At 44.2% G+C, this 24,317-nt stretch carries 20 protein-coding genes and 4 pseudogenes; 8 read left to right on the plus strand and 16 right to left on the minus strand.

Features of this window, described 5'->3' with window-relative positions; all coding sequences use genetic code 11:
* Window positions 1-20: 20 nt before the first annotated feature.
* Window positions 21-362 (minus strand): type II toxin-antitoxin system HicB family antitoxin, encoded by a 342-nt coding sequence (locus N7386_RS07075; RefSeq protein WP_014610929.1) that lies wholly within the window; start codon window positions 360-362, stop codon window positions 21-23.
* Complete coding sequence (locus N7386_RS07080) at window positions 359-613, minus strand: type II toxin-antitoxin system HicA family toxin (protein ID WP_279767712.1); 255 nt, start codon at window positions 611-613, stop codon at window positions 359-361. The genes N7386_RS07075 and N7386_RS07080 overlap by 4 nt, the downstream gene beginning before the upstream one ends.
* A gap of 355 nt (window positions 614-968) precedes the next feature.
* Here N7386_RS07080 and N7386_RS07085 point away from each other — a divergent pair.
* Together N7386_RS07085 and N7386_RS07090 are read left to right on the plus strand one after the other, a co-directional pair.
* Window positions 969-1,520, plus strand: a pseudogene (locus N7386_RS07085) (GDP-mannose 4,6-dehydratase); the annotation flags it as partial.
* A 71-nt stretch (window positions 1,521-1,591) separates the two neighbouring features.
* Entirely contained in the window at window positions 1,592-1,768 is a 177-nt protein-coding gene (locus tag N7386_RS07090) for a tyrosine-type recombinase/integrase (RefSeq protein ID WP_197721152.1), read from the plus strand.
* 77 nt (window positions 1,769-1,845) lie between these two features.
* Here N7386_RS07090 and N7386_RS07095 read toward each other — a convergent pair whose 3' ends face one another.
* The 9 genes and pseudogenes from N7386_RS07095 to N7386_RS07135 all read right to left on the minus strand — a co-directional run.
* A complete protein-coding gene (locus N7386_RS07095) occupies window positions 1,846-2,010 on the minus strand; it encodes a hypothetical protein (RefSeq protein WP_014610884.1) in 165 nt (54 codons plus the stop codon).
* 21 nt (window positions 2,011-2,031) lie between these two features.
* Entirely contained in the window at window positions 2,032-2,757 is a 726-nt protein-coding gene (locus N7386_RS07100) for a zeta toxin family protein (protein ID WP_126512855.1), read from the minus strand.
* A gap of 73 nt (window positions 2,758-2,830) precedes the next feature.
* On the minus strand, window positions 2,831-3,997 hold the full coding sequence (locus N7386_RS07105; RefSeq protein ID WP_115014222.1) for a DUF3596 domain-containing protein: 1,167 nt from the start codon (window positions 3,995-3,997) through the stop codon (window positions 2,831-2,833).
* A 413-nt stretch (window positions 3,998-4,410) separates the two neighbouring features.
* Window positions 4,411-5,925, minus strand: a complete 1,515-nt coding sequence (locus N7386_RS07110; RefSeq protein ID WP_279767716.1) for a hypothetical protein — start codon at window positions 5,923-5,925, stop codon at window positions 4,411-4,413.
* A gap of 7 nt (window positions 5,926-5,932) precedes the next feature.
* Window positions 5,933-8,881: a hypothetical protein gene (locus tag N7386_RS07115; RefSeq protein WP_086904843.1), complete on the minus strand. Its 2,949-nt coding sequence runs from the start codon at window positions 8,879-8,881 to the stop codon at window positions 5,933-5,935.
* Window positions 8,874-10,484 (minus strand): site-specific integrase, encoded by a 1,611-nt coding sequence (locus tag N7386_RS07120; protein ID WP_086904844.1) that lies wholly within the window; start codon window positions 10,482-10,484, stop codon window positions 8,874-8,876. Before N7386_RS07120 ends, N7386_RS07115 begins: the two co-directional genes overlap by 8 nt.
* Window positions 10,484-10,855 (minus strand): hypothetical protein, encoded by a 372-nt coding sequence (locus N7386_RS07125; RefSeq protein WP_086904845.1) that lies wholly within the window; start codon window positions 10,853-10,855, stop codon window positions 10,484-10,486. The genes N7386_RS07120 and N7386_RS07125 overlap by 1 nt, the downstream gene beginning before the upstream one ends.
* A 693-nt stretch (window positions 10,856-11,548) precedes the next feature.
* The gene (locus N7386_RS07130; RefSeq protein ID WP_279767721.1) at window positions 11,549-11,911 is read right to left on the minus strand and encodes a hypothetical protein; all 363 of its coding nucleotides are present in this window, start codon (window positions 11,909-11,911) and stop codon (window positions 11,549-11,551) included.
* Between the two features lie 52 nt (window positions 11,912-11,963).
* Window positions 11,964-12,362 (minus strand): annotated as a pseudogene (locus N7386_RS07135) (IS3 family transposase); the annotation flags it as partial.
* A gap of 82 nt (window positions 12,363-12,444) precedes the next feature.
* Here N7386_RS07135 and N7386_RS07140 point away from each other — a divergent pair.
* The 4 genes and pseudogenes from N7386_RS07140 to N7386_RS07155 form a co-directional block, all read left to right on the plus strand.
* Entirely contained in the window at window positions 12,445-13,362 is a 918-nt protein-coding gene (locus N7386_RS07140; protein WP_014610914.1) for an IS5-like element ISSpu16 family transposase, read from the plus strand.
* 370 nt (window positions 13,363-13,732) lie between these two features.
* Window positions 13,733-13,918, plus strand: coding sequence for a CCGSCS motif protein (locus N7386_RS07145; protein WP_041413340.1), 186 nt, complete (start codon window positions 13,733-13,735; stop codon window positions 13,916-13,918).
* Window positions 13,919-14,304: 386 nt separating this feature from the next.
* Window positions 14,305-15,471 (plus strand): methyl-accepting chemotaxis protein, encoded by a 1,167-nt coding sequence (locus N7386_RS07150; protein ID WP_011711640.1) that lies wholly within the window; start codon window positions 14,305-14,307, stop codon window positions 15,469-15,471.
* 327 nt (window positions 15,472-15,798) lie between these two features.
* Window positions 15,799-15,906, plus strand: a pseudogene (locus N7386_RS07155) (IS5/IS1182 family transposase); the annotation flags it as partial.
* Window positions 15,907-15,998: 92 nt separating this feature from the next.
* Here N7386_RS07155 and N7386_RS07160 read toward each other — a convergent pair.
* Window positions 15,999-16,085 (minus strand): annotated as a pseudogene (locus N7386_RS07160) (twin-arginine translocation signal domain-containing protein); the annotation flags it as partial.
* A 228-nt stretch (window positions 16,086-16,313) separates the two neighbouring features.
* Here N7386_RS07160 and N7386_RS07165 point away from each other — a divergent pair.
* Entirely contained in the window at window positions 16,314-16,763 is a 450-nt protein-coding gene (locus tag N7386_RS07165) for a hypothetical protein (RefSeq protein ID WP_011918417.1), read from the plus strand.
* 288 nt (window positions 16,764-17,051) lie between these two features.
* Window positions 17,052-17,789, plus strand: coding sequence for a peptidoglycan DD-metalloendopeptidase family protein (locus N7386_RS07170; RefSeq protein WP_086904627.1), 738 nt, complete (start codon window positions 17,052-17,054; stop codon window positions 17,787-17,789).
* A 33-nt stretch (window positions 17,790-17,822) separates the two neighbouring features.
* Here the strand turns inward: N7386_RS07170 and N7386_RS07175 are convergent, their stop codons facing one another.
* The 4 genes from N7386_RS07175 to silA form a co-directional block, all read right to left on the minus strand.
* Window positions 17,823-18,020 carry a DUF2933 domain-containing protein gene (locus N7386_RS07175; RefSeq protein WP_000843494.1) on the minus strand — a complete coding sequence of 66 codons (198 nt, stop codon included), beginning with the start codon at window positions 18,018-18,020 and terminating at the stop codon, window positions 17,823-17,825.
* A gap of 40 nt (window positions 18,021-18,060) precedes the next feature.
* A complete protein-coding gene (gene silP, locus N7386_RS07180; RefSeq protein ID WP_279767730.1) occupies window positions 18,061-20,508 on the minus strand; it encodes an Ag(+)-translocating P-type ATPase SilP in 2,448 nt (815 codons plus the stop codon).
* A gap of 126 nt (window positions 20,509-20,634) precedes the next feature.
* Window positions 20,635-21,075 carry a DUF411 domain-containing protein gene (locus N7386_RS07185; protein ID WP_000758228.1) on the minus strand — a complete coding sequence of 147 codons (441 nt, stop codon included), beginning with the start codon at window positions 21,073-21,075 and terminating at the stop codon, window positions 20,635-20,637.
* 86 nt (window positions 21,076-21,161) lie between these two features.
* On the minus strand, window positions 21,162-24,308 hold the full coding sequence (gene silA / locus N7386_RS07190) for a Cu(+)/Ag(+) efflux RND transporter permease subunit SilA (RefSeq protein WP_086904629.1): 3,147 nt from the start codon (window positions 24,306-24,308) through the stop codon (window positions 21,162-21,164).
* Window positions 24,309-24,317: the final 9 nt, after the last annotated feature.

A 24,317-nucleotide genomic window follows, 5' to 3' on the forward strand; every position in this document is an offset into this window, starting at 1 on the left:
ACGAGGAACAATTTTCCGTCCTACGCTGAATGTGCAATGTAGTCATTGACTGCATTTTCTACCGCTGCATTCAAACTAATGCTTTGCGATAGCGCAATTTCATTAAGTCGAGCGTGAACCTCTGGCGAGATCCGAACGTTGAATTTGCCAGAGAAGTTTTTGTAAGGCTCAATGCCACGCTCCTGACACATCTCTAAAAAAACGCTTAATGACTTCGCGCCCTCGGCTTCCAATTGAGCGACGCTTTCACCATAGAAATCCGCGCCGCCGTTTAAGCCTACGAACTCACCACGGAATGTTTCAGCGTCTGGATCATAATCAATAAAGGCTTTTACCCCGTTGATCATCATAAGATTTTTCATGCTTTCACCCCGTTCCTTTCTAACCATTTTTTGATGCTTATCACTGCGTCTTTGTCAGTTTCTTTCTGAGGATGTGGGCGGTGATATACCTGAACTTCACCAAACAGCACCACACCAATTCGAGACCCCTCACGCTCTTCAATGTCAGCCCCTAGAGCAATAAACAGCGCTTCAATATCAGTCCACTTGATAGCTCCGCTGACAGGCCTAGCAAAGATAGCCGTCAACGTTCTTAAATGTTTTTTGTTCATAAAGTCTCATAATCCGTTAAATCGATAGTACTACTTTTTAGTATCATTTCAAGCGAATTTGGTACTATTTTTTAGTACCACCAATCAAAATGCATTAGCGGCAATTGCCCACATTGATACGGGGTCTGTAGTTAGTAATTTTTGTGTTGTCTCCAAAGTGCGATTGCCAAGCATATGAAGTATGTGAGCAACATCGTAGCCGAGGCGGTGAAGCTCTACTGCGAATGCTCTACGTCCAGATAGCACACTTGGCTGCTCAATCCCCGCATTTTTTAGTAACGTCTCTATCTCATTAAGCGTAAAACCCCGTACTTTTATTGCGGGGATGTAAGCGTCCATATGTGTGAGTAGATCAAGTTCTCCTTATTCTGCCAGCAAGGCATCGGCGGACCATCTTGTTCGCGCCTGGCATCGTACCTATGGTTTACCGATAGTTATTACTAACTGCTCTAATAACTATGGCCCTTTTCAATACCCTGAAAAGCTGATCCCTTTAATGGTGAATAATGCGTTATTGGGAAAACCACTGCCCGTTTACGGCAATGGCCAGCAGGTGCGGGATTGGTTGTATGTGGATGATCATGTTAAGGCGTTATTTTTAGTCGCCACTGAAGGGCAACTAGGGGAAACCTATAATATTGGAGGCTCAAATGAATACACTAATCTTGCTGTGGTGCAGCGAATTTGCGATCTCTTAGAAGAGTTAGTGCCCACTCATCCGCAGTCTCTGACAATGAGTGGCATGGGGTTTCGTGATTTAATACAACATGTTGCTGATCGTCCTGGCCATGATGTGCGCTACGCCATTGACGCGAGTAAAATTCAACGTGAGTTAGGTTGGCAACCACTCGAATCCTTTGATTCAGGCCTTAGGAAAACGGTCGAGTGGATAGTGCAAGCGGTCTAAAAACCACCGCGTAATTGATGTCAGAGTACTTTTAGGATCTAATTTAATTTGATAAACCTGGTGCATGTAATTTGTATCGACACACCACCGCTACCGTAATGTCAAAAAATGGTGCCGACATTCGCTATATCCAAGAGCAGGTAGGCCATGCAGATATTTCGACAACACAAGTCTATACCCAGGTGACGATTGGTAAGCTAAAGGAGGTTTATCATCATACGCACCCTGCAGCACGAGAAGGGGAATGAATCTTGAAGAGTGTTGGTGATGATGCAGAGGAAATAGGAAAAGCCCCTAACGGGGCTTTATTCACAAAACCAATGAATTACACTGCCATGGATTTGGCTTCAATAATCATTTTATTCTGTGACTCAGTCGCTTTCTTGATAACTTGAGTATACACACGTTTTTTCTCTGCTGAACTTGCGTTCATAACAAAGGCTGAAAGCTTGGATGTAGTAACGTTAATTTTAGCTGTATTGGTCGACATAGATTTCTCACATAAAACAGCCTAAAAAATAGGCTCAGGTGGCAAGATTAGCAGTCTTATTAATTCTGTGCGAGAGTATTTTTTCTTTATGTGATGCTCAACATCCGTAATGTTATCATGGTAAATACGAGTGCTACCATAATTGTTCTTTATCAGTAAATCTATCTTGATTGCCGCGTCATATTTGGCTTTGACTTGCCGGATTACCTCTTGCGAATTTAAGAATTGATCGATAAATGTAGTAGGTAAAATGCGTCTGCCTTCAAGCTTTTCTCTTGCTTGGACAAACTCCCAGGCTAGTGTAGGTTCTTGATAAACAAAGATGATGAGCACGGCTCGATTTCGCTTTAGTGAGCGATCGATATTTTTACAAGCGATATCAAAGTTTGAAAAAGTACCATCTAAGATGAAACTTTGGTTGTTGTTAAAAATTCTGTCTAGGGTTCGTTCAACAATAAGGCTGACAGCTTTCTGAAAGAGGAATGAATTTTCACCAGTGTACTCTTGGAAGAAGACTCTTAGCTCATCAGGGGCAAGCCTAATAATTCCCGTTTCATCAAACATTTCAAGAAACGCTTTTGAAGCTTCGGTTTTTCCTGCGCCAGGAGAGCCGCACATAAAAATAGACACAGGTTGTTGATCAGCTGGAAACTTGTCCAAATCGGTCAGTTCTCGAGCTATCCGAGTACGATTTGCTTTCGCATAGGTGACCGCTTGAGTTTCAATTTCTGTTTCTTGCTCTGTCATAGTCAGTGATAACGTTACCAGATTTAAACAACATGATATCAGCCAACTCAAGTTGAGTATAACTTACGGGGTTTTACAGCATGTTTTCGTTGCGCATGAGTTTATCAAATGCGTTGCCATCGCTTCGAGATGCGTTTGCAACATAAGGTGCATAGACATCAAATAATAACCGAGTATCACTGTGGCCAAGCATTTGAGATATATACAGTGGATTTTCTAGGGCTGCGATATGCAGCACTGCCGCGGTGTGACGAGTTTCATAAGCTCGTCGACGTTTCAGTCCCGCTTTAATGAGTGTCGGGTACCATAATTTTTTGCTAACAAAATGGGTATCCAGTGGCGCATCTGATTTGCCAGTAAACACAAAGCCTGACTCTGACAATGCCAAATTTTTAATGCGTTTAAAGGCATCGTATACCGTGTCACACATCTTAAGATCACGCCTAGATTTTGGTGTTTTCACATCACATACTTCACCATTCACCCAGTTTTGCCGTATGCGAATTAAGCGGTGATTAAAATCAACATGTTGCCACTCTAATCCATGTATTTCACAGCTGCGCATGCCGGTCCAAAACCGAATGATGAAGTAATCTTTCCATTCGGGAGGGACGTGGGATAGGAAAAGTTTAACCTCCTTTATCGTCATCGGATGAGACTCAGCCTTTTCTTCTTTAAGTGAGCGATAGCGTCTCAATGGGTATTCAAATTTATATTCTTCTGCCGCGAGGCTTACCATGGAGACGATGGGCCACAGTAAGTTATTAATGCGCCGATTAGATAATTGCCGGGTATTATCTGCCTTTACCATTTGCATTAACTGCTGACGATAAAAATCGATCTGCGATAGGGTGATCTCATTCATCAATGTATTGCCAAATTGTGGGATCAGATACTTATCTAAAACGTTTTGCATGGTGTTTCTATAGCTATTTTTCCACGTCGCCTTTTTGCGTTCAAACCACTGATAAGCAAAATCATTGAAAAATGGATATTCACGATCAGGATGTTTTTCACGCTGCAACTGCTCAAATTGAGCGACTTTTTTACTTTTGGGGAAATAGTCACGGTATTGGAAGCAGCCTAAGTCTATCTCCGCATTCATTTTTTTGAGTGTTGTCTTGGCAGTTGCAAGGTTTTTAGGTGTGGCCAGCATTTTTGTGCCTTCACGAAAACGGCAGCCATAAAGATGCATGTCGAACTGAATACGCCCATTGGGGCGCACACGAATATGAGCCATAGGTGGCCTCCATCAAATAGCACTGTCCCTATCCGATGGAATTCGTTAGAATTTCGCAATCGGCTGGGTCTCTGTTAATAGCTAGTGCAGCCGGTACGGGGGAGAGTGGTTGCAGCCGCTCTCTCCCAACTGCTTATTTATTAGGTTAACCGCACTTTTACATCGCGCAACTCAACCTGAAATGTCCCTTTCCAATAGTTGCAGTTTGCCAACTATTGGTTAAAAACACACCTATCAATATAACCAATACTGTTTATTTGTCCAGTGGTTTATTTTAAATTGCTGTGCTTTTTAAATTGACCATTTACCAATGAAAATTGTTGAGCATTTTAGCAGAAGCTTGTTGCCGTCATTTACCCCACTTCACACACAACCACACGCAACCGTATTCAGTTTACTGTTTGAGAGCTTACTTAATCATCGGCAAACCCATATTCATCGATATTGGCTAAATCGCCACTGTTTTCTGTGATGTTTTCGGAATGCTTATTGTTCGGTTTAGGTGCTAAATCAGGATGAGTCGTTGGCGAATAAACACGAGCGTTCTTGAGTTTATCTTCTGTTTGGGTTTCTGTCGTGTCGGTGTATTGCGCATGCGACTCTATGTCATTAACTGGAGTATCAATTTCGTCTGGCACATCGCTTGGTTGTTCGGCAAACAAATCGAGTTCTCCTTGGCGCGATGGCGGCAAAATGTAGCGGTCATCGTAAGTGTTCAGGTACTCGTTTTTCAATTTTTGATATGCAGCTAACTGTGATTGTTCTGATACTAAGTTAAGGCTATCAAACGGTGACATATCTTCTGGTTTATCAAAGAAATTGAGTTTCAGTTCACCATTTTGATTTTGAGTTAACGTAATGCGGATCTCGCCTCCTTTAGCAAAAATTTTTAATTTCATGTCTTTGAGAGTGCGAGGCGAATAGGAAAATAATAATGCGTTGTGATTATGAAGGTGTTTAACGCTGACTTCGCGAATGAACTCCCGACGTCCGGGCAACATGCATGAGAATAACCTGTTGCTGTCAAACAGTAGCATCGCAGTATTGAGCGATCTAACGCTGGTTTCTTTTAAGATCATGTTATTTAACTGTTTGAAATCGTATAAATTAGATGCAAATTCAAGGAGTAACCTGCTTTCCTGAGCTATTTTTCGATGAAATTGCTCTATGCCTTCCAGAGAGATACTTTGCGTGTGCTGGTCAGTTTTAAACGTGAGTAGTTCTCCTTCTAAGCTAAACGCTATGCTGCCTGTTTCAGAGTTCATGTACAGCGTTTTAAGCGTTTGGCTTGCGGCTTCAGTCAAGGGGAGGGTATGAGGTAAGTCGATATTGTCTTGTAATCGTTTGGTCGTGACTTCACCATTTTTCTGGAAGCGGATCTCTTTTTCATTTTTTCTAAATTCAACAAAATCAAAAGGTATGAGTGAATTGGTTGAATTGATAATGTCAACAATCGAGCGTCTGTTCAGCTCATGATAAGCACGTTGAGTATTGGCCACCTGATATTGAATATGATTTTCATGAGCAGCGTCTAATTCAAAACGGGACATTGGGAAATGTATTGAATCATCAATCTTTTTGTCGTCTCTGAGTAATAAACAATACTCGATATTGATGTATTTGCCATTTTTGTACCTGAGCTCAAAAATATACTGATTGGCTAGGGTATTAAACTCTTGCTGTTGCTCTTTCATGCACATGAAAAAATCGAAAGGGATTGAGAATTCAGCATTCTTCAAACCATGGCCTTTTTCGAGAGGTATTTCAATTTGTCCATATTGACCAGGGGCACCACCAATAAGGAGCATACGGCTGTTATCGCTGTCGATAAACACACTGATACATGCATCCGAATGATGTTTGTCTAGTGCATTTATCATATTGATAAACAAGGGAGATTTTATTTTCGGGATTAATATCTTTGACATAATACACCTAGTTGTTCTGTTGAAAGTGTGAGAGATATAGCTGTGTTTGTTGAACGACAAATTGCAGATCCACTAACTTAGCGTGCTGCTTATGAGGGTTTAGTTTGGTTTCACTCAATTTGGGCGTCAGAGTGATGGTCAGTTCGCTTTGACCAACAGGTTGTTTTTGAAGCGTTATTGTTTCACCCGATTGAGCAAAATGGTCTTTTAACCTGTTTAATAGAATGTCGATTTTTGTTTTTCTATTCACGGTTAACACAAAGCTGGGCGCTAACCAGCGCCACAGTGGCTGACGAAATACTGCTGCAAAATGTCGTGCATTTTTGACATTACACGCCAAGGTTAATGTTAATGCTGGATGTATGCCGTTGCTTAGCACGATTGCTGGCAAATTACTGAGTGCTGTGATTTGCGCTTTGGTCATTGGCAAGAATTGATATTTGCCTGGAGATTGCGAGATTTGGCTTAATAACGGCCAGTTAACCTCTTTTACTTTTCGCATTTCAAGAAATAGATATTGAAGAAAGTCATGAGAAATTTTGTTGGCGTTACCAAGCCATTTTTGATGATACTTGACGGTGTCTTGTGCAATCGAGACTGTATGAAAATCGCTGAGCGGCTTTTGGGCGACACTATTTTTATTCGTCTTAAATAGATGTTGTCTCAGTGCTGTCTCTGTGAGTAAGACGTGGTTTTGACGCTTCTGGTTAATGTCTTTTGCTTGGTAATCAGGGCTGATTAAAGCGAGTTGACGTGATAGATCATTTGAGTCGTTTTTTAACCCCAGCAAATATCGCAATTCACTATGCGAGAATTCTCGAGGCTGTGATTCACCAAAGCCTGGCCGATAGAATGGGTAAAGCCAGTCTATATCGTGCAGATAGGACCATCGAGTTGTTGCATAGTACTCGTGTCCGATTTGACGAGTCATTTCATCTAACAAAATCCCATCATTGCACAGTGAAAATGGTTGCCCTTCAAGCCAATAGTCAAATCGCGCAGCAAGCACGTCATCATGGAGTAAGCGTTTCATTTGCTCTGTATTCGTGGTTTGCTGTGGCGGCAGATTGTATGCAAGGTGCAGTGCTTGCAGCATAAATAAATGTACACCGCTATGACGCAGGTGATGAAACCGCGCTTGCTGGCCGCATATTGCTTTGATGCATTTAGTGGCAGGTAATAAGTATTGCAACTGCCGTGAATGGTATGGCTCTTCTGTGAAGCCGATCAAATGCTGGTGAGGTTCACAAAGTTCACTGTTTTTTATCACAATTCTGACTAGAATCGCGAATTCTTCCGGTATGACGGTATAGACAACGCGTGAATGTCTGCTTTTGGTCGTCCCCTCCTTAGTATTTGTGATATTGAAACGAAACAATTGTTTATTCGCTGGATCAACAAATACATCCTTTAAACGAAGACGCAGTAACTCTCCTCGGCGCAACATTGCGAAATAGCTGATAATGACAGTGACTGCGCAAAATAACCTCTGCAATAACCCCCCGTAGGGCGGCGCGATGAGCTTTGCGACGATTTCATGCAACTGTTCTATTGAGATCCGAAATGGATCAACACCTGGAGGGCTGAGTGGTGGTTCGAACTGGCTAATGTCTAAATGGTCTGTGAGTGATTGGTGACGCATAAAGCGAAAAAAATACAGCATGATCAGTTGCTCTGTTTCAGTCGCTAAATTGTCATAAATGTTGTGGCTCCATTGTTGTAGTAGTTCTTGGTCTATTGCTTGGTCATAACTGAGCGGGCTCGTGAGTTTTAATTGAATATTGCAGTATTTTTTGATGGTGCTGTCTGCGAGTTTTTGCTTTTTTACCCCACCGAAATTGATGAGTTCTAACGTGTATCGATAGAGCATTGTTGGCAGGATATTGTCTACAGGCCAATGACTAAGGTCATGGACACATTCTGTAATCTTATTGCGATTATTTTGCAGTTCGAGGTGCGGCCATTTCTTCGAGGCTTGATTGGCTTTAGGTATTGCGGTAACTGCCATTTCGTCATAATCGATGCCATAAATTCTCACTAATTGTCGTTGTTGGTCCTTCTTGTCAACCGAGACTAAAGGGGTTGCGACATGACGTTCTGGGTAACTAATATCTTTTAAGAATGTAGGAACGACATGATCGCGATAGTGCCAAACGGCTTGAAAAAGGTGCTGGTAATGACGAGAGACCTGAGTTGATATGGAGAATGACGTTAATAAGGTTTCTAATCTTTTTAGCAACTGCTTTTCAGTTAGCTTGCTATGCGAATATGCCTGATATTCCGTCAATGATTGATAGACAAATAAGGGCAGGTGATACCGGCTTGATTTCGGTAGATCGTCTTGATTAGATGACTTATCTAAGTGTTTGATATTAAGATATGTTTGTCTTTCAATACGCTGAATGCTTTCTTTGTCGTTAATGATGTTGACGAGATGTGCAATGGTTAGTGGCGCAATTTCAAGTGCGATAATCAATGCCATAAACTCAGCTGACAGTTCAGATCTTTGTTTCAAGAACTGAGCTTTGACGTTTTCATACTCTGTTTGCAGTTTAAATGCATCGTTCGCTTGAGCTGTGATGCATTCATACCATCTTAAATCAGGATCTGGCCAAGGCAGCTTTTCAATCTCAGGAGTTTGCCACTTCAGTGCTTCTTTGAGGTAGACAATAATGGCTTCTAGCGCACGTTTATAGTGACGTTGCTTGCCTGTAGGTACAGATCTGATGATTTTATTGATGACTTGTAAATCTTGAAGAGTGATTTCACGACTATTGGGTTGGCTGATTAATATGTGAGTCGGCTTTTGAGCTGAAAGGTTTGAGGCTTTGAGTGTTGGGTTCGGCCACTGGCTGATCACCCAGCTAATGGCATCTATGCCAGCGTTTGACAAGCCCTGACGTTGGTGATAATTGTAAATCTCAACAGGGTTTAATTTGTTGAATAAACTAGACATATTTCAACTCCTTTAACCCGTATCGAGCCGGCAGACTATCAAGAAATAAGTCTTGTTGTTTTATGCTTGCTGGAAATGTATGGTCACTGCCCAGATGTTCACCGTACTCCGCGTGTCCCATTAAGCGATCAATTTGGTGTGTTGTCAGTTTATGTATAATGCTGGTAGCGGCACTTTGCGCAAATTGATGACGCAACACATAGGGGACAATGCCATTGGCTCTTTGATGTAAAAATTGTCGCAGCGATTTTGCTGATATTGCAGTCGCTTGATTATTTGCATCATATAAACTCCATGCCCAGGGAAGATCATTGATCACATTCAACTTGGAACTGAGTTGTTGTTGCAACGAGATGTAATGCAGAATTTGTTGTCTCAGATAGTCACAAATCCTAATTTCGCGTTGAAATCCTTTATCAGATACTGTCGTGCGGCGGTAATCATAGTGTGATTGTTTATTGATAGAGATAGCATGGGTAGGGCGCATGCCCGTAAGCACTATAAATAGCAGTGCAATATGGTTAGCGCAGAGATTGTGATAATGAATTAAATCGGCTTGAGCGGCTTTGTTTTCAGGCTTAGATGAAGTTATCTCGTCATGAAGATGGCGAAAAATCGCAACAACCTCACTCTCGGGTATAAGTCGCTTACTACCGAAAACCACGGACTCGTCTGCGTATTTTTCTAGGTCTTCACCAACCCATTTACTATGAAAACTCACACCCACTTTTGAACTTGTAATATTAGCGGGAATGTTTCTTTTGGCGTTGTCATTTAATAGTGAAATGCTGGGAAGTGTGGCATTACTTACTGCTGAACTCGACGAGAATGTGAGTGTCAGCAACTTGCTCACACCTAGAGAGTTTGCATGAGTGAATAATCGACTGAGATACCGATCTTGCGCGTGAAATAGCTCAGCGCGAACTTGTTCACTGTTTTTTTGCTGATAAACCGCTGCATGTCGATGGTGCCGTATATCAGCAGGTAATAATAATGATTTAGTTAAACTGGATAGTTGATTATCTGTGCGAATACAGCGTGTTATGTACTTAAAAAACAATTGCTTTCTTATCGCTGGAAAGTGTTCGATCTCGGCAGGTTTTCGCCATTTTGCCATGAGCAGATTAAGCAATTGTTGTTTTTCCGCTGCCGTTAGCCATGAAACGTTATAGCTGTGATTGCTAACGAAGGGTTTGAAAATGTGGATTAAGCTATTAGGGATGGGTTGCCATTCGAATTTTTTCTCGCCGTTTTGAGTAATGGTTGCACGCGCGTAATAGGTCCAGGACTTGCCATCCTCAAACTTATGATTTTTGAATCGATGTGCTTCGCATGTATCACTGTTTTTCACTTTGTGGCAGTCGGGAATATCATCTACTGTGAGAGGCTTTTCATTGGCGTGCAGGAGAAAGTCATCTAACTGCTGAGTAAGCCACAAATACAACAAAACAACTAATAATTTGCCTGAGTTGGTTTCATGACTCTGTTTTTCGGCTTGGTAAAACATCTTCATTAACGCTGTGTTAGTACCGAGTCTATCGGGCATGACACCGCCGGAATTTTTTAGTCTATGACTTTTAGCATTAGCTTGTAGCTTTCCCATTACTCATATCCTTTTCCGATATCTGAGGTATGAATCGCACTGGGAGAGAGTTGCGTTAAGTGAGCTAGTTGCATTTTAGATACAACTGGGGATTCTGCTTGTTTTGCAGCTTGAATTTGATGAGCCTGCGTAATACGGCATCGTGCAGACTTTGGGTAAGATAATGAAGGTGTAAGCGTGTTTAATGTGCTGATGACATGTGGAATAGTGCTTTCATTTAACGCTACTTGAAGTGCAACAAAAGAGGCGGAGGTGCGGTTCTGCGGGACACACTGTTTAACCTTTTCATTTGCCAGCAGTCTCACAAGTGCTGGGTGTTGGTGCTGTGAAAATAAATTGGGCAGTACTTTTTTAGATTTCTCGATACTCATAACCAAGCTCCAACATTCAAGCCTTTAGATTAAATCACAAAAAAATGGTAAATATCGTCAATTCATGAACTAATTTCGTCGCCGGAATAATTTTTATTTATGTCTCTGTTTTCAAGTTTATGTTTTTAATTGGTCTATTGAGTGCATTTAAACCGTTGCATTAATTATGGCTACTAAATATTAATATGAGATTGCGTTGTTGCGCTACAGTTTTTTAATGTTTACGTAGATATAAATATGTTGTTTCCAGTTGTTGACACTATTCATTAGTTATATTCTGGTTTTAAGGGAGGCTATTTACCCCTTTATTTTATAAAATCCTGCCCGTCAGAGGAATAAGGTAATAAGCACGGCTTTAGTGAGTGTATTTGTACATCTTGAATCATCTGTTCTTGCTTGGGGATAGGCTAGGGTGCTGTTATTGGCTAGAAGTACTGAGGCAATTTACTCACATTGACTTCTACTTCTAGCGATCATTAAAATGGACTGTTATCTAATTTGTTAGGAGAGTTTTTGTTAAATAAAGTTTTGCAAGGTTACAAAATAAAGTTTCTCAAGGTCACAAAATAAAGTTTCTTAAGGTTACAGAATGTAAAGTATCGCTCTCAATTTTAAAGAACATTAAATGTAAAATACCTAATAGTGTAAGATGGACCAGATTGTTGTGGAAACGCTAAAGAAGAAAGGGCAAATTTAGAGTATAACTAACTGATCTATATGGACCATAACCATTTTTAAATGATTGATTTTTTCGTTGCAAATAACATCTATTGGCCTTGTGCCATTAAAAGGTTCATTATAATTCACCATGTTCATAAACCCATAAATATTTTCAGGGTTACTAAAAAGCGCATTTAAGCTAGCGTGAATATTCAGTATATAGCTGATCCTTTCGACTTGGTCTTGACTGAAGTTAACCTTTTCAATATCAAGGTTGCTATACTTTTCAGGTAGCTTTAGTAAAGTCTGAATTTGCTGTTGGTTGCAGTTCCATTTTTCCAATATTTGCAAGGCTGTTCTCATGCAAGCCCTTACTGTGGTTGATTCGTTTTGCATACTCTTTCCTCTGCATTAATCTTGATCTGATCCAGTAATAGTGGACACTTTGCTAAGCACTATTTTTTAATTCAAAGTTTTCTGGGCTCAAATACCCAAGAGCACTATGCCGTCTGGTCCGATTGTAATCAACCTCAATATACTCAAATACCGTTTGTCTCATTTGACCACGTGTCATGAGTGGCTCATCTTGCAGCGCTTCAACTTTCAATGAATGGAAAAAGCTTTCTACACAAGCGTTATCCCAACAATTTCCTTTACGGTTCATGCTTTGCACAAGCTGATGTTTTTGCTCTAAGGCTCGATAATCGTTTGCGCAGTATTGGCTGCCTCGGTCGCTATGGATAATCATACCAGTAGGAAAGCATCGGCGGAATAATGCCATCTTCAACGCGTCACAAACAAGCTCCGATGTCATTCTGCTTGCCATCGACCAACCCACAACGGTACGAGGGCGTTGTTGCCTAAATGAATGAACCTTCCGTCTCAGATGCGATCAGATCCTGTGAATACCACGCAGGAACCGCTATCAGATGGGCAAATCTAAATCTCGCATTACCAATTGGCCGGAATATAACAAGGCGTTGACCAACCGAGGCTCACTGACTTTTTGGATAGACGAGCAGGCGCTCAACCTCTGGTGTCACACTGAACACCATGGTGGTCGAGGTCGGGGATTTCAATACAGTGACACGGCGATAGAAACCGCCTTAATGCTCAAAGGTTTGTTTAATCTCCCCTTGCGAGCACTAGAAGGTTTTCTCAACTCAGTGTTTAGTTTGATGAGTCTGCAATTAACTTCACCTGGTTACAGCTGCATCAGCAAGCGGGCAAAGACAGTCAAAGTTAACTACCGCCCCCCTTGCCGAGGCGCGATTGCTCACTTAGTTGTCGATGCCACAGGACTGAAAGTATATGGCGAAGGTGAATGGAAAATGCGTAAACATGGTAAGGAAAAACGCCGAACTTGGCGTAAGTTGCACCTTGCGATAGATGCGGCCACACATGAAGTCATCGCAGCCGAAGTCAGTTTAGAGAGTGTGGCAGATAGTGAGGTTCTCCCAACGTTATTAAACCCACTAAGGCGCAAGGTAAAACAAGTGTCAGCTGACGGTGCTTATGACACCAAAAAATGTCATAAGCTGCTGAAACGCAGAGGGTGTAAACCTACGATACCGCCGCGAAAAAATGCAGGTTATTGGGAAGAAGGTCATCCCAGAAACGAGGCCGTCAGCGCTCTGAAAAGTGATGAACTCAAACAATGGAAACAAGAGAATGACTATCACCAACGCTCCCTGTCAGAAACAGCTATGTATCGTTACAAGCAACTGATTAGCCCGAAATTGAGCCTGCGGGACTACAACGGCCAAGTCGGCGAGGCACTGGCTGGTGTGAAAGTGATGAACAAAGTCATAGGACTGGGTATGCCTATTCGCCAGAGGGTCAATTAATACCAGGAACCCTTTTAGGAAAAGGCATACCTAAGATTGATTTAGGCAACAACGCCAAGGTTGTCTGTCCGCTCTTTCTGCTGACTTGCACCTTTCAGTTTTAAGGAGTGATGTCGTGGTTAATAACTTAAAAAAATCAATATTTTGCTTAGAATTTGGCCAGCGTAAATCTATAGCCTATATAGCAAGTCTTTATTTTTATTCCGTTTTTTTAAATACTCTTAATAGTCAAGCCTAAAAATAAATTAAAACTATTTAAGCATTACGCAATAATGAATAGTTGACTAAAATACTCAACAAATATAACATGCGCAATATAAGCATGTTTAATGAATGCTAGTCCTAAATAGATTAAGTAGAGGTAGTTCTGATGAGTTCATCATTGACTAAGACTAAGTTCACTAAAACTGATGATAAAACCAAAAATGTTACCCAATTTGTGCCGGACACGGATGATAGTACTGCAACGGATACCAAAAACACTGAGCAACCTGAACAGGTAAAAACGGTAGAAAAACCTAAATCCCCTGGTTTTTGTTGTGGTTCTTGTTCATAAACCACTTGCTTTAGAATTTTAATATCAACTTACATGTATAGCAGGGCACTAATTAAAAAATAGCTTATGGTGCTTTTTATTAGAAATAATACATGCTTATTAATAAGCAATGGAAATAAGCTAGCAATGCTTATCTCTCTTCAAACTCATCTAGGCTATTTTTTGTTGTTTATGGTTGATATAAAAATGACTAATAGTCAAGTTTTTCTCAGTCGATATGATTCTTCGAATACTTATGATTGGTTTTCGAATACATAGGCCAGAATTCATTCGACTTAATATGCCATGAATATTTTAGATCACGCCTAAATGATATTATTTGTCAGCTAATTTTAAAAGTATATTCAAACTTTTAAAAAAGATACTACGAAAACATAGAGGAAAATATGCGTTCATTATTTATTCGCATGAGGTTTATCCATTGGTTAGGTGCTATTGTACTTTTCATGAATGCAACCTTTTTCACAGATCTAATATTTTCACAGATCATTCAGTACATTATTACAATATTTTTGATTATTCATGATATTGATGAAAAAGTTTGGGGAGTTGACTCCTTAAAAAAAGTTACCGAATACATGAAACACTTTGAAAGAAAAGATCTTTCAGTTCCATGTACCATCAATAGCTTATATAACAGTGAAATGGAAAAAGTTCTTAGTGTTATCAATACATTTAGAGAAAATGTAAAAATTGCACTAATCGATATTCAGCAACAGGCCATAGCTTCTGATGAAATATCAGATCTTCTAAAAGTTAAAGCGCAAAATATTTCATCGCGTATCAATGAGCAAGATAATCGGGTCAGTATTCTCACTTCACAAATAGAGGCCTTAGATCAAACCTCTCTAGCATTACAAGCTAAAGCAGAAAAAACACGTGAACAAGTAGAAAATACGCAAATAGGGCTTGTTCGATCAAACGAATATATGGGGGCTATGGTTAAAGATTTAAGCTCGTTTATTGCAAGTAATGATGAACTCCAAGAAAAATTTTATCAACTTTCTCAACAAACAAAAGCCATTGAGGGAGTGGTATCCGTTATTAATAACCTAGCCGATCAAACCAATCTATTGGCTTTAAATGCTGCCATTGAAGCCGCTAGGGCTGGAGAGCATGGACGAGGCTTTGCCGTTGTTGCCGATGAGGTCAGAAATCTAGCCAAATCAACCCAAAGTAGTTTAGATGAAATTAATCAAATTATATCAGGAATATCTAAAGCGGTTCTTGATGCTGGTCATCATATGAAATCACAAACATCTGCAATTGTTCTACTATCGGATTACACAACAACGAGCCAGTCAGAATTAGGCGTTGCATGTAAAAACATCAGTGAAATTTTAACTTTGATTGGGCAAGATAGAACAAATAATAATTTGGATATCCTCTATGTAAATAGATTAGTTGGTGATGTAAGTAAGGAAATTGAGGTGCTAAAACACCTCTCAAGCTCCAACTCAAATGATTGCATCGAATTAGAGCAGCAGGGCCATAGCTTAACTCAAGTTACTGAAAAAATTGTTCGCCAATTAGGGATGTTTAAAACTAAATAGTAGCATAACTTAAAGTGCCCAATTGGGTTGACCAGAACAACTTTCCTTGCATTAAAGGAAAATTCTAGAAGACTAAAAATAACTACTTCATTCCAAAAGCTACTCCTCTCAGCAGTATACGGCGCTGGTGAAATGGAACAACTGTAATGCATTTTTTAGTATATGAGTTCTGTTGGCCTCCCTGATATTTATAAAGTACGCATAAGCGTTAGCCTAAAGCCAGTGTAAAATGGCACTGTGTTGAATAGGCGTTGTTGCCTAAATGAATGAACCTTCCGTCTCAGATGCGATCAGATCCTGTGAATACCACGCAGGAACCGCTATCAGATGGGCAAATCTAAATCTCGCATTACCAATTGGCCGGAATATAACAAGGCGTTGACCAACCGAAGCTCACTGACTTTTTGGATAGACGAGCAGGCGCTCAACCTCTGGATATTGACGGCCGTTTCACCAATGGTCAGGTCAAACTGAGTACCCTGCAGGGATGCGGCAACTGGCAGGCTCAGACTGGAACGCGCATTGAAACTCCATACGCCAAGACTTCCGGCTACGCCAGAGAGGGTTAACGCCTTCAGGAAAGTTCGTCGAGACGTTTTCAACAGCATGCGCATTCCCTTATTTAAAGTATGGTTACTGACAGAATTCGAGAACCGATTTAAATTAAATTACTGGTTCATCCACTTACAATGAAATGAAGCTAGCACACCTTAAGAAACAAATTCATTACAATCGTGTAATGTACATAGCTGTATTACATTTACGTCATCTTCCCCACAGGTTGATTATTTTTATATATGATCATAAGGACATCTTTTATGTACCTCAGAAGGTAATTACACATGAATATATTAATCACGACCACTGCGTTTACAGCTTTATTTTGTGGGGCAGCTTTTGCTCAGTCCAGTGATATTGCCCATGAAGCACATCGATTTGTTAATAATGCCTCAGCCGTCAGTCATGTGAATTCCTCGACGCATGAAAATTTGCCGGACAGGATTAATAAAAACAGCACGCCCTCATTCTCTGAAATGAATGAACATGAAAGGGCCATTGTTGCTCATTCATTTATGAACAACAGCCCGTCCTATGCACATCAGAAAATGATTGAGGAACATAAAAAAATGCTGTCCGAGAGTGGTGAAAATTCAAAGACCTTCTCTTCTTCTTTTAACGAACTGAATGCCGGAGAGAAAGCCGCCCTCGTGCATGAGCAGGTCAATAATGCCGGTGCGGAAGCTCATCAGACGCAGGCAAGAAAGCTTCGCGGCCTGTATTCGTCCAGGTAACTGCAGACGGGTTAGTGCTTAGCGTCAGGTGCGCAGCAGGGCTTTACTGACGGGTTACGTAGCAGGACATGAGCCCCATATTGCTCTGCCGTAACCTGTTTCAGTCCCGTTAATCATCACCGTCGGGCTGGTCATACAGTTCCCAGAGCTTCAGGAGCAAACGGGAAACAAGATATGTTACAAAAATGACGACCATCAACGGTGCTCCCGATTAACTGACAGATGACACGCCTCCTGAAAACCCCTAGCATACGCCGCAGTGTTCATGCTAACGGCGAATTCCAGTAAATGTATTCTACCGATGTCGTAAAAGAAAATGCCTGCCTTTCAGCCACCCGCTCGGGGCTGGAATCGAACGAGATCGCTACTCTTCAGCGCTCCTTGCCTTCCCGGTTTAATCTGCGGCATTTGAAAAAAAATGAATCATTAAAACTCGTACTGCAAAAGAAAGCGGGAAAATCACATGTCGTGGCCTATAAATTTACGTCCGGTTCATTTAATTACACGGCGTATCGTATATCAGATAAAAAGTTCTATGACCTTTCCGATACTTCCGGGAAAGGCAGTCTCGATTATCCGTTACCGGCCACAGCAAGACTCAGTTCGCCTTTCAATCCTGCAAGACTTAACCCGGTATCCGGAAAAGTGAGTCCCCATAATGGCATTGATTATTCCATGCCCATGAACACGAAAATAGTCAGCGTCATCGACGGAAAAATCACCCGGGCCGAATACAACAGTACCATGGGATATTTTGTTGAAGTAACAGGAAAAGCCGGTGTTAAAACTTGCTATCTCCACCTCAATAAAATACTCGTTACTAAAGGGGCCAGGGTTACACGGGGAGGTGCTATTGCGTTATCCGGTAAAAGCGGACGTTCATCCGGTCCTCATCTGCATTACGAGCTGGTCATCAATAACAACCCTGTTAACTCTCTGGCGTTCCGGGCAGCGGCACCCGCTGATAACAAACTCGAACAGCATGCCTTTGCGCATGCCAGAGACTACGAACGATACCTGGACTGATAACGGGACCGCGACGCGGCCCCGTCTGCCGGATTAATTTTTTTTATCGTTTTCACTTCCGTGATGTTGATGATCTCCATGCCCTCCGTGGCCGTGGAAAAGATGCATTAGCGGGCAGACCAGCAATAACAGATATGGCCAGTAACCTGCCACATGTGACCAGTGTTCGCGCAGGAGGGCAAATGCCGCGATCGCGGCGACAGCAATAAGCGCATAGGTGGTACTTTTCATACTGGACTCCTTCTGTTCGTAACTGACCCTTCACTCAGTGTTATTTCCCGAGCCTGACACTTTTCAGACGCAACGCATTCACAATGACGCTGACGGAGGAAAGAGCCATGGCCGCCGCCGCAATAACTGGCGACAGCAGTATTCCATACACAGGATAAAGCAGACCTGCAGCCACAGGCACGCCAAGTGCGTTGTAGATAAATGCAAAAAACAGATTCTGTCGGATATTTTTCATGGTGATCTCTGACAGATGACGGGCCCTGTTCAGTATCATCAAGTCGCCTTTGAGAAGGGTGACTCCGGCACTTTCAATTGCCACATCTGTACCCGTTCCCATAGCTATGCCCACGTCAGCCGCTGCCAGCGCCGGGGCATCATTTACACCGTCCCCCGCCATCGCAACCACATGACCAGACGCTTTCAGTCGGGTTATCACTGCTTTTTTGCCGTCAGGCAGAACCCCGGCTTCAACCTCATCTATTCCCAGTTTCCGTGCGACTGCTTCAGCAGTAAGCTGGTTATCCCCGGTGAGCATAACAATGCGGATCCCCGCCTGACGCAAAGCTTTAAGCGCATCCGGCGTGGTTGCTTTCACGGGATCCGAGATAGCTATCAGGCCTGCAAGGTACCCATCTGTGGCCACATAGATAACGGTAGCGCCTTCCATCCGCAACGTATCCGCAACGGCCTTTTGATTATCAATAACGATACTGTTTTCCTGCATAGCCAGTTCATTACCAATAACAACCCGTTGACCTTCAACATCGCCTGAAACACCTTTCCCCGACGGAGCATTGAAATCACTGACTGCGGGTATCATGATCCCCCTGTGCTGGGCTGCCCGGACTACAGCCATACCCAGCGGATGCTGCGAGCCTTTTTCCACTGCGGCCGCTACACGTAAAAGAGATGCTTCCCCACCCGGATTGAGACTGATAATCCCTGTCACCGTAGGCGAACCTTCCGTGAGCGTGCCTGTTTTGTCGACAACCAGCGTGTCCACTTTTTCAAGACGCTCAAGGGCTTCGGCATTCCTGATTAACACCCCGCCCTGGGCTCCTTTGCCTACCCCCACCATTATCGACATCGGTGTGGCCAGCCCCAGTGCGCAGGGGCAGGCAATAATCAGGACCGACACAGCCGCAATCAGACCGTGCGCCATCCTGGGCTCGGGCCCCCAGACAGACCAGATCACGAAAGCAACAACCGCGATAAGTATCACCAGAGGAACAAACCAGCCTGAAACGCTGTCAGCCATTCTCTGGATGGGGGCACGCGAACGCTGTGCATCAGCGACCATCTGAACAATTCGTGAGAGCATCGTTTCATCACCGACTTTCTCTGCACGGATGATAAGACTACCTGTCTGATTAATCGTCCCCCCAATGACAGGGTCACCCTTCGTTTTGGTAACCGGCATAGACTCCCCGGTCACCATCGATTCATCAACGGTTGTTTTGCCTTCGATCACGATACCGTCGACCGGAATACTCTCTCCAGGTCTGATGCGGAGCTTATCGCCAGGCAGGACATCTTCCGCATTAATATCCGTTTCATGACCGTCATGATCCAGCCGTCTGGCGGTTTTGGGGGCAAGGTTCAGAAGCGCAGTAATGGCGCCTGAGGTTTGTTCCCGTGCCCGCAGCTCAAGAACCTGTCCCAGCAGAACAAGCACCGTAATAACTGCTGCGGCTTCAAAATAAACGGCCACCAGGCCATCCATGTTTCTGAACGATGCAGGAAACCAGGAGGGGAAGACGGTTGCAATGACGCTGTAAACCCAGGCTACGCCGGTCCCCATTGCAACAAGGGTAAACATATTCAGGGAGCGGTTACGTAACGACATTCCGGCCCGGGCGAAGAATGGCCAGCCACACCACAACACGACAGGGGAGGCCAGAAGCAGCTGCAGCCATGTGTTGTACTGTGGCGGTACTGTATTCCTCAAGTCGGGAAACAGATGAGATCCCATTTCGAGTACCAGAACCGGAAACGCCAGCAACAACCCCAGCCAGAAGCGTCTTGTCATGTCGTGAAGTTCATCACTCGGCCCCGTGGATGCCGTAGCTACGAGCGGCTCCAGTGCCATTCCACAGACAGGACAGCTTCCGGGACCATTGCGGCGTATCTCCGGGTGCATCGGACATGTCCACACACCTTCAGAATTCTCTTTTTCCGCCTGGTGGTGAGGCTGTTTTATCTGATCAGGGCTGACTTCGTGATGATCGTGGTGATGGTGATGGGAATGTTCACAGGCATCTTCGGTAAGATAACGATCGGGATGGGCTTTAAATTTACTCTCACAGCTGGCGGAGCAGAAATAAAGTTGATGGTCCTGGTATCGAATGCTGCTGTGCGCCCTGTCGGGCAGGATGGCCATCCCGCACACGGGATCTCTCACCTTATGCAATACGTGGCCCTCGTCCGGGGATAATGTCTGCTCAGAAGCAGTCTGGTTGTTGTGTTGCACTGCATTGTCATTTTTCACAGTAACTCTCCTTATGCATACCGAAGCATCTTCTGTCTTCAGGGTATGTCATGGATGCGATTACCACGAATATCGCCGGCACAGGAGTGCCTGCTACCAGCGTCCCGTTATCAGCCGTTCCGCTGACTATTCGATTCGCTGGAAGACTTTTTTACTTCCATCCGGTGAGAATGCGATAACATCGTAAGCCTCTTTTCGGGCTCCCATCTCCATTCCAGGACTTCCTGCTGGCATACCGGGGGTGGCGAGACCGTATATACCCGAACCAGACTGCATTGCCTTATGTATCGTTGTCGCAGGCACATGGCCTTCAATGATCAAATTACCGGCAACCGCGGTATGACAACTTCGTAGTCCTGCAGGAATAGCATGCTTTTCTTTCAGGGCTGACAGCGCCTGATCATTCATGACGTGAGTTCGTACTTCAAACCCGTCTTTTTCCATCGCTTTGCCCCACAGGGAACAACAGCCACAGTTTTCAGATTTGTACATATCAATCACTTTTTCACTCGCCATCGCGGGTAGTGAAAGGCCGAGAGCCAGCGCCATTAGAACCACTTTTTTCATACTCACCTCTGTATATTATCGATATAAACCCTGACGTCAGGGTGAATCAGTAAAGAAGGACACCCACAGGGGGTGCCCTTTCAGGTTCAGGACACGCTTTTTTTATGTCTGCGCAGCCAGATTAATTTGTAGGCGGCAGGAATAATGAACAGGGACAGCAGCGGAGCCGTGATCATCCCACCAATCATGGGTGCCGCGATACGGCTCATGACTTCTGAACCTGCACCGGTTCCCCAGAGTATTGGCAGCAGACCCGCAACGATCACCGCCACGGTCATGGCTTTCGGCCGGACACGCAGTACGGCACCATGATAGAGGGCTTCATCAAGGCCTTCCGGTGTGAACGTCTCTTTACGGGACAATTTCGGGTGCGCTTCAATGGCATGACGCAGATACATCAGCATGACCACGCCAAACTCTGCTGCCACCCCGGCCAGGGCGATAAACCCGGTTCCGGTCGCCACTGACATATGGAAGCCCTGCCAGTACAGGAACCATATCCCGCCAACCAGGGCAAACGGCAGGCTCATCAGGATCAACAGGGCTTCATCAACCCTGCGGAATGCCAGATATAACAGGATGAAGATGATCATCACCGTCATCGGTACCATCAGTTTTAATTTCTTATTGGCGTGCTCGAGTAATTCAAACTGTCCTGAGAATGCCACACTGGTCCCCGGTCTCAGTTTCACTTTCTCACTGATGGCCGTCTTAATATCGTTCACCACCGACACCATGTCCCTGCCGCGGGCATCAACATAAATCCAGCTGGCTGGCCGGGCATTTTCGGTTTTCAGCATGGTTGGTCCGGAAACGACCTTAATATCGGCAACATCGCCCAGCGTAATTTGCTGCTTCATTGGGGTCAGGATTGGCATCTCTCTCAACGCCTGCGGACTGTTACGGTAATCCTGCGGATAGCGAATGTTAATAGGGTACCGGGCCACGCCTTCAACCGTCTCACCCACCATAGCCCCACCGATTGCTGAAGAGACGAACAGCTGGACGTCGCCCACAGTCATCCCGTACCGGGAAGCTTTTTCCCGGTTAATGTCCACATCAATATAACGTCCACCTTCCAGTCGTTCAGCCAGTGCGGAAACCACACCAGGTACGGTTTTAGCGACTGCTTCGATACTCTGTGCTGTTACATCGATATCCGACAGAACAGTACCCGATACCTTAATACCTATCGGACTTTTAATGCCGGTTGAGAGCATATCAATACGGTTACGGATAGGCGGTACCCAGAGGTTGGCCAGACCCGGTAAACGGACGGTCCTGTCGAGTTCTTCAATAATCTTGTCAATCGTCATGCCTGGACGCCACTGATCCTCAGGTTTCAGTTGGATGGTGGTTTCCATCATTTCGAGCGGAGCAGAATCCGTGGCGGTCTCAGCCTTACCGGTCTTGCCAAAAACTGAGGCCACTTCAGGCACCGTTTTGATTAGTTTGTCCGTGGTCTGTAAGAGCGCAGCAGCTTCTCCAGGAGACACGCCAGGTAACGTTGACGGCATATACAACAGGTCACCTTCGTTAATCTTCGGTAAAAACTCGCCGCCCACCTGACTCAGTGGCCAGATAACAGTGAAAATGGATAAAGCCGCAACCAGCAGGGTTGTTTTTGGCCAGTGTAGTACCCTGAGCAGTAACGGGTGATACGCTTTAATCAGCAACCGGTTCAGTGGGTTACTGGTCTCAGCAGGAATTTTCCCGCGGATCCAGAACCCCATCAGAATAGGGATAACAATGATTGCCAGTATGGCTGCACCCGCCATGGAATACGTTTTTGTAAAGGCCAGCGGACCAAACAGACGCCCTTCCTGCCCTTCCAGGGTAAAAATAGGAATGAACGATAATGTGATAATCAGCAGGCTGATAAACAGCGCTGGACCCACTTCAACGGAGGCGTCAGTGATAACCTTCCAGCGGGTGGCATTATCAATCTGTTCCCCGGGATGCTGATGGTCCCACTCCTCAAGCCGTTTATGCGCGTTTTCGATCATGACGATGGCGGCATCCACCATCGCTCCGACGGCTATTGCAATCCCTCCCAGCGACATAATGTTGGCATTCAGCCCCTGGAAGTGCATGACGATAAAGGCGATACACAGGCCAAGTGGCAGAGAAATAATCGCCACCAGGGCAGAACGGACATGCCAGAGGAACAGTGCGCAAACGACAGCAACAACGATAAACTCTTCAAGAAGCTTGTAACTGAGGTTGTCAATCGCACGATCGATTAACTGGCTGCGATCGTATGTCGTTACGATCTCCACTCCTTCAGGCAGGCTTGCCTTCAGCGTGTCCAGTTTATCCCTCACCGCCGTAATGACTTCGCGTGCATTTTTGCCCGAACGCAGGATCACCACTCCGCCAGCGACTTCGCCCTGACCGTTAAGCTCAGCGATACCACGCCGCATTTCCGGTCCCAATTGTATGCGGGCAACATCACGCAGGTAAACAGGTACTCCATTTTCCCCCGTTTTCAGGACGATATTTTTGAAATCATCAATAGTCTGAAGATAACCGCTGGCCCGGACCATATACTCTGACTGAGCAATTTCAACAGATGAGCCACCGGCTTCCTGGTTAGATGAGCTAAGAGCTTGTTTTACTTCTGGCAGACCGATGCCGTACTGCGTCAGTTTTACCGGGTCAAGCTGGATCTGATACTGCTTAACCACGCCGCCTACGGATGCAACTTCAGCGACATTAGGAATGGTTTTCAGCTCAAACTTCAGGAACCAGTCCTGCAGAGAACGCAGTTCTGAAAGGTCGAGTTTTCCGCTGCGATCGACAAGGGCATATTCAAAAATCCAGCCCACACCCGTGGCATCCGGACCGATTTCAGAACTCACCCCGGCGGGCAGTTTTCCCTGAACCTGATTCAGATATTCCAGCACGCGGGAACGGGCCCAGTACAGATCGGTGCCGTCTTCAAAAATGACATATACATACGAATCACCGAACTGTGAAAAACCACGCACAGTTTTTGCGCCAGGTACGGAGAGCATGGTGGTGGTAAGTGGATAGGTGACCTGGTTTTCTACAATCTGCGGGGCCTGGCCGGGATAGCTGGTTTTAATAATGACCTGCACATCTGACAGGTCAGGCAAGGCATCGACTGGCGTGTTAATAATCGTCCATGTACCCCAGATGCTGAGAAACAGGGCCCCCATCATGACCAGGAAACGGTTGGCGACAGAGCGCCGGATAATCCATTCAATCATCGTCGTCTC

Origin of the sequence: Shewanella sp. GD04112 (assembly GCF_029835735.1) — a bacterium.
Classification (GTDB): Bacteria; Pseudomonadota; Gammaproteobacteria; order Enterobacterales; family Shewanellaceae; genus Shewanella.

Excerpts from the sequence above, each read along its gene's own strand:
- N7386_RS07105 (WP_115014222.1), bottom strand. The coding sequence starts at position 3,997 with ATGGCTCATATTCGTGTGCGCCCCAATGGGCGTATTCAGTTCGACATG.
- N7386_RS07120 (WP_086904844.1), bottom strand. The coding sequence starts at position 10,484 with ATGGGAAAGCTACAAGCTAATGCTAAAAGTCATAGACTAAAAAATTCC.
- N7386_RS07165 (WP_011918417.1), top strand. The coding sequence starts at position 16,314 with ATGAATATATTAATCACGACCACTGCGTTTACAGCTTTATTTTGTGGG.
- N7386_RS07080 (WP_279767712.1), bottom strand. The coding sequence starts at position 613 with ATGAACAAAAAACATTTAAGAACGTTGACGGCTATCTTTGCTAGGCCT.
- N7386_RS07125 (WP_086904845.1), bottom strand. The coding sequence starts at position 10,855 with ATGAGTATCGAGAAATCTAAAAAAGTACTGCCCAATTTATTTTCACAG.
- N7386_RS07150 (WP_011711640.1), top strand. The coding sequence starts at position 14,305 with ATGCGTTCATTATTTATTCGCATGAGGTTTATCCATTGGTTAGGTGCT.
- N7386_RS07110 (WP_279767716.1), bottom strand. The coding sequence starts at position 5,925 with ATGTCAAAGATATTAATCCCGAAAATAAAATCTCCCTTGTTTATCAAT.
- N7386_RS07145 (WP_041413340.1), top strand. The coding sequence starts at position 13,733 with ATGAGTTCATCATTGACTAAGACTAAGTTCACTAAAACTGATGATAAA.
- N7386_RS07130 (WP_279767721.1), bottom strand. The coding sequence starts at position 11,911 with ATGCAAAACGAATCAACCACAGTAAGGGCTTGCATGAGAACAGCCTTG.
- N7386_RS07175 (WP_000843494.1), bottom strand. The coding sequence starts at position 18,020 with ATGAAAAGTACCACCTATGCGCTTATTGCTGTCGCCGCGATCGCGGCA.
- N7386_RS07140 (WP_014610914.1), top strand. The coding sequence starts at position 12,445 with ATGGGCAAATCTAAATCTCGCATTACCAATTGGCCGGAATATAACAAG.
- silA (WP_086904629.1), bottom strand. The coding sequence starts at position 24,308 with ATGATTGAATGGATTATCCGGCGCTCTGTCGCCAACCGTTTCCTGGTC.
- N7386_RS07115 (WP_086904843.1), bottom strand. The coding sequence starts at position 8,881 with ATGTCTAGTTTATTCAACAAATTAAACCCTGTTGAGATTTACAATTAT.
- N7386_RS07075 (WP_014610929.1), bottom strand. The coding sequence starts at position 362 with ATGAAAAATCTTATGATGATCAACGGGGTAAAAGCCTTTATTGATTAT.
- N7386_RS07185 (WP_000758228.1), bottom strand. The coding sequence starts at position 21,075 with ATGAAAAAAGTGGTTCTAATGGCGCTGGCTCTCGGCCTTTCACTACCC.
- N7386_RS07100 (WP_126512855.1), bottom strand. The coding sequence starts at position 2,757 with ATGACAGAGCAAGAAACAGAAATTGAAACTCAAGCGGTCACCTATGCG.
- N7386_RS07170 (WP_086904627.1), top strand. The coding sequence starts at position 17,052 with ATGTATTCTACCGATGTCGTAAAAGAAAATGCCTGCCTTTCAGCCACC.
- N7386_RS07095 (WP_014610884.1), bottom strand. The coding sequence starts at position 2,010 with ATGTCGACCAATACAGCTAAAATTAACGTTACTACATCCAAGCTTTCA.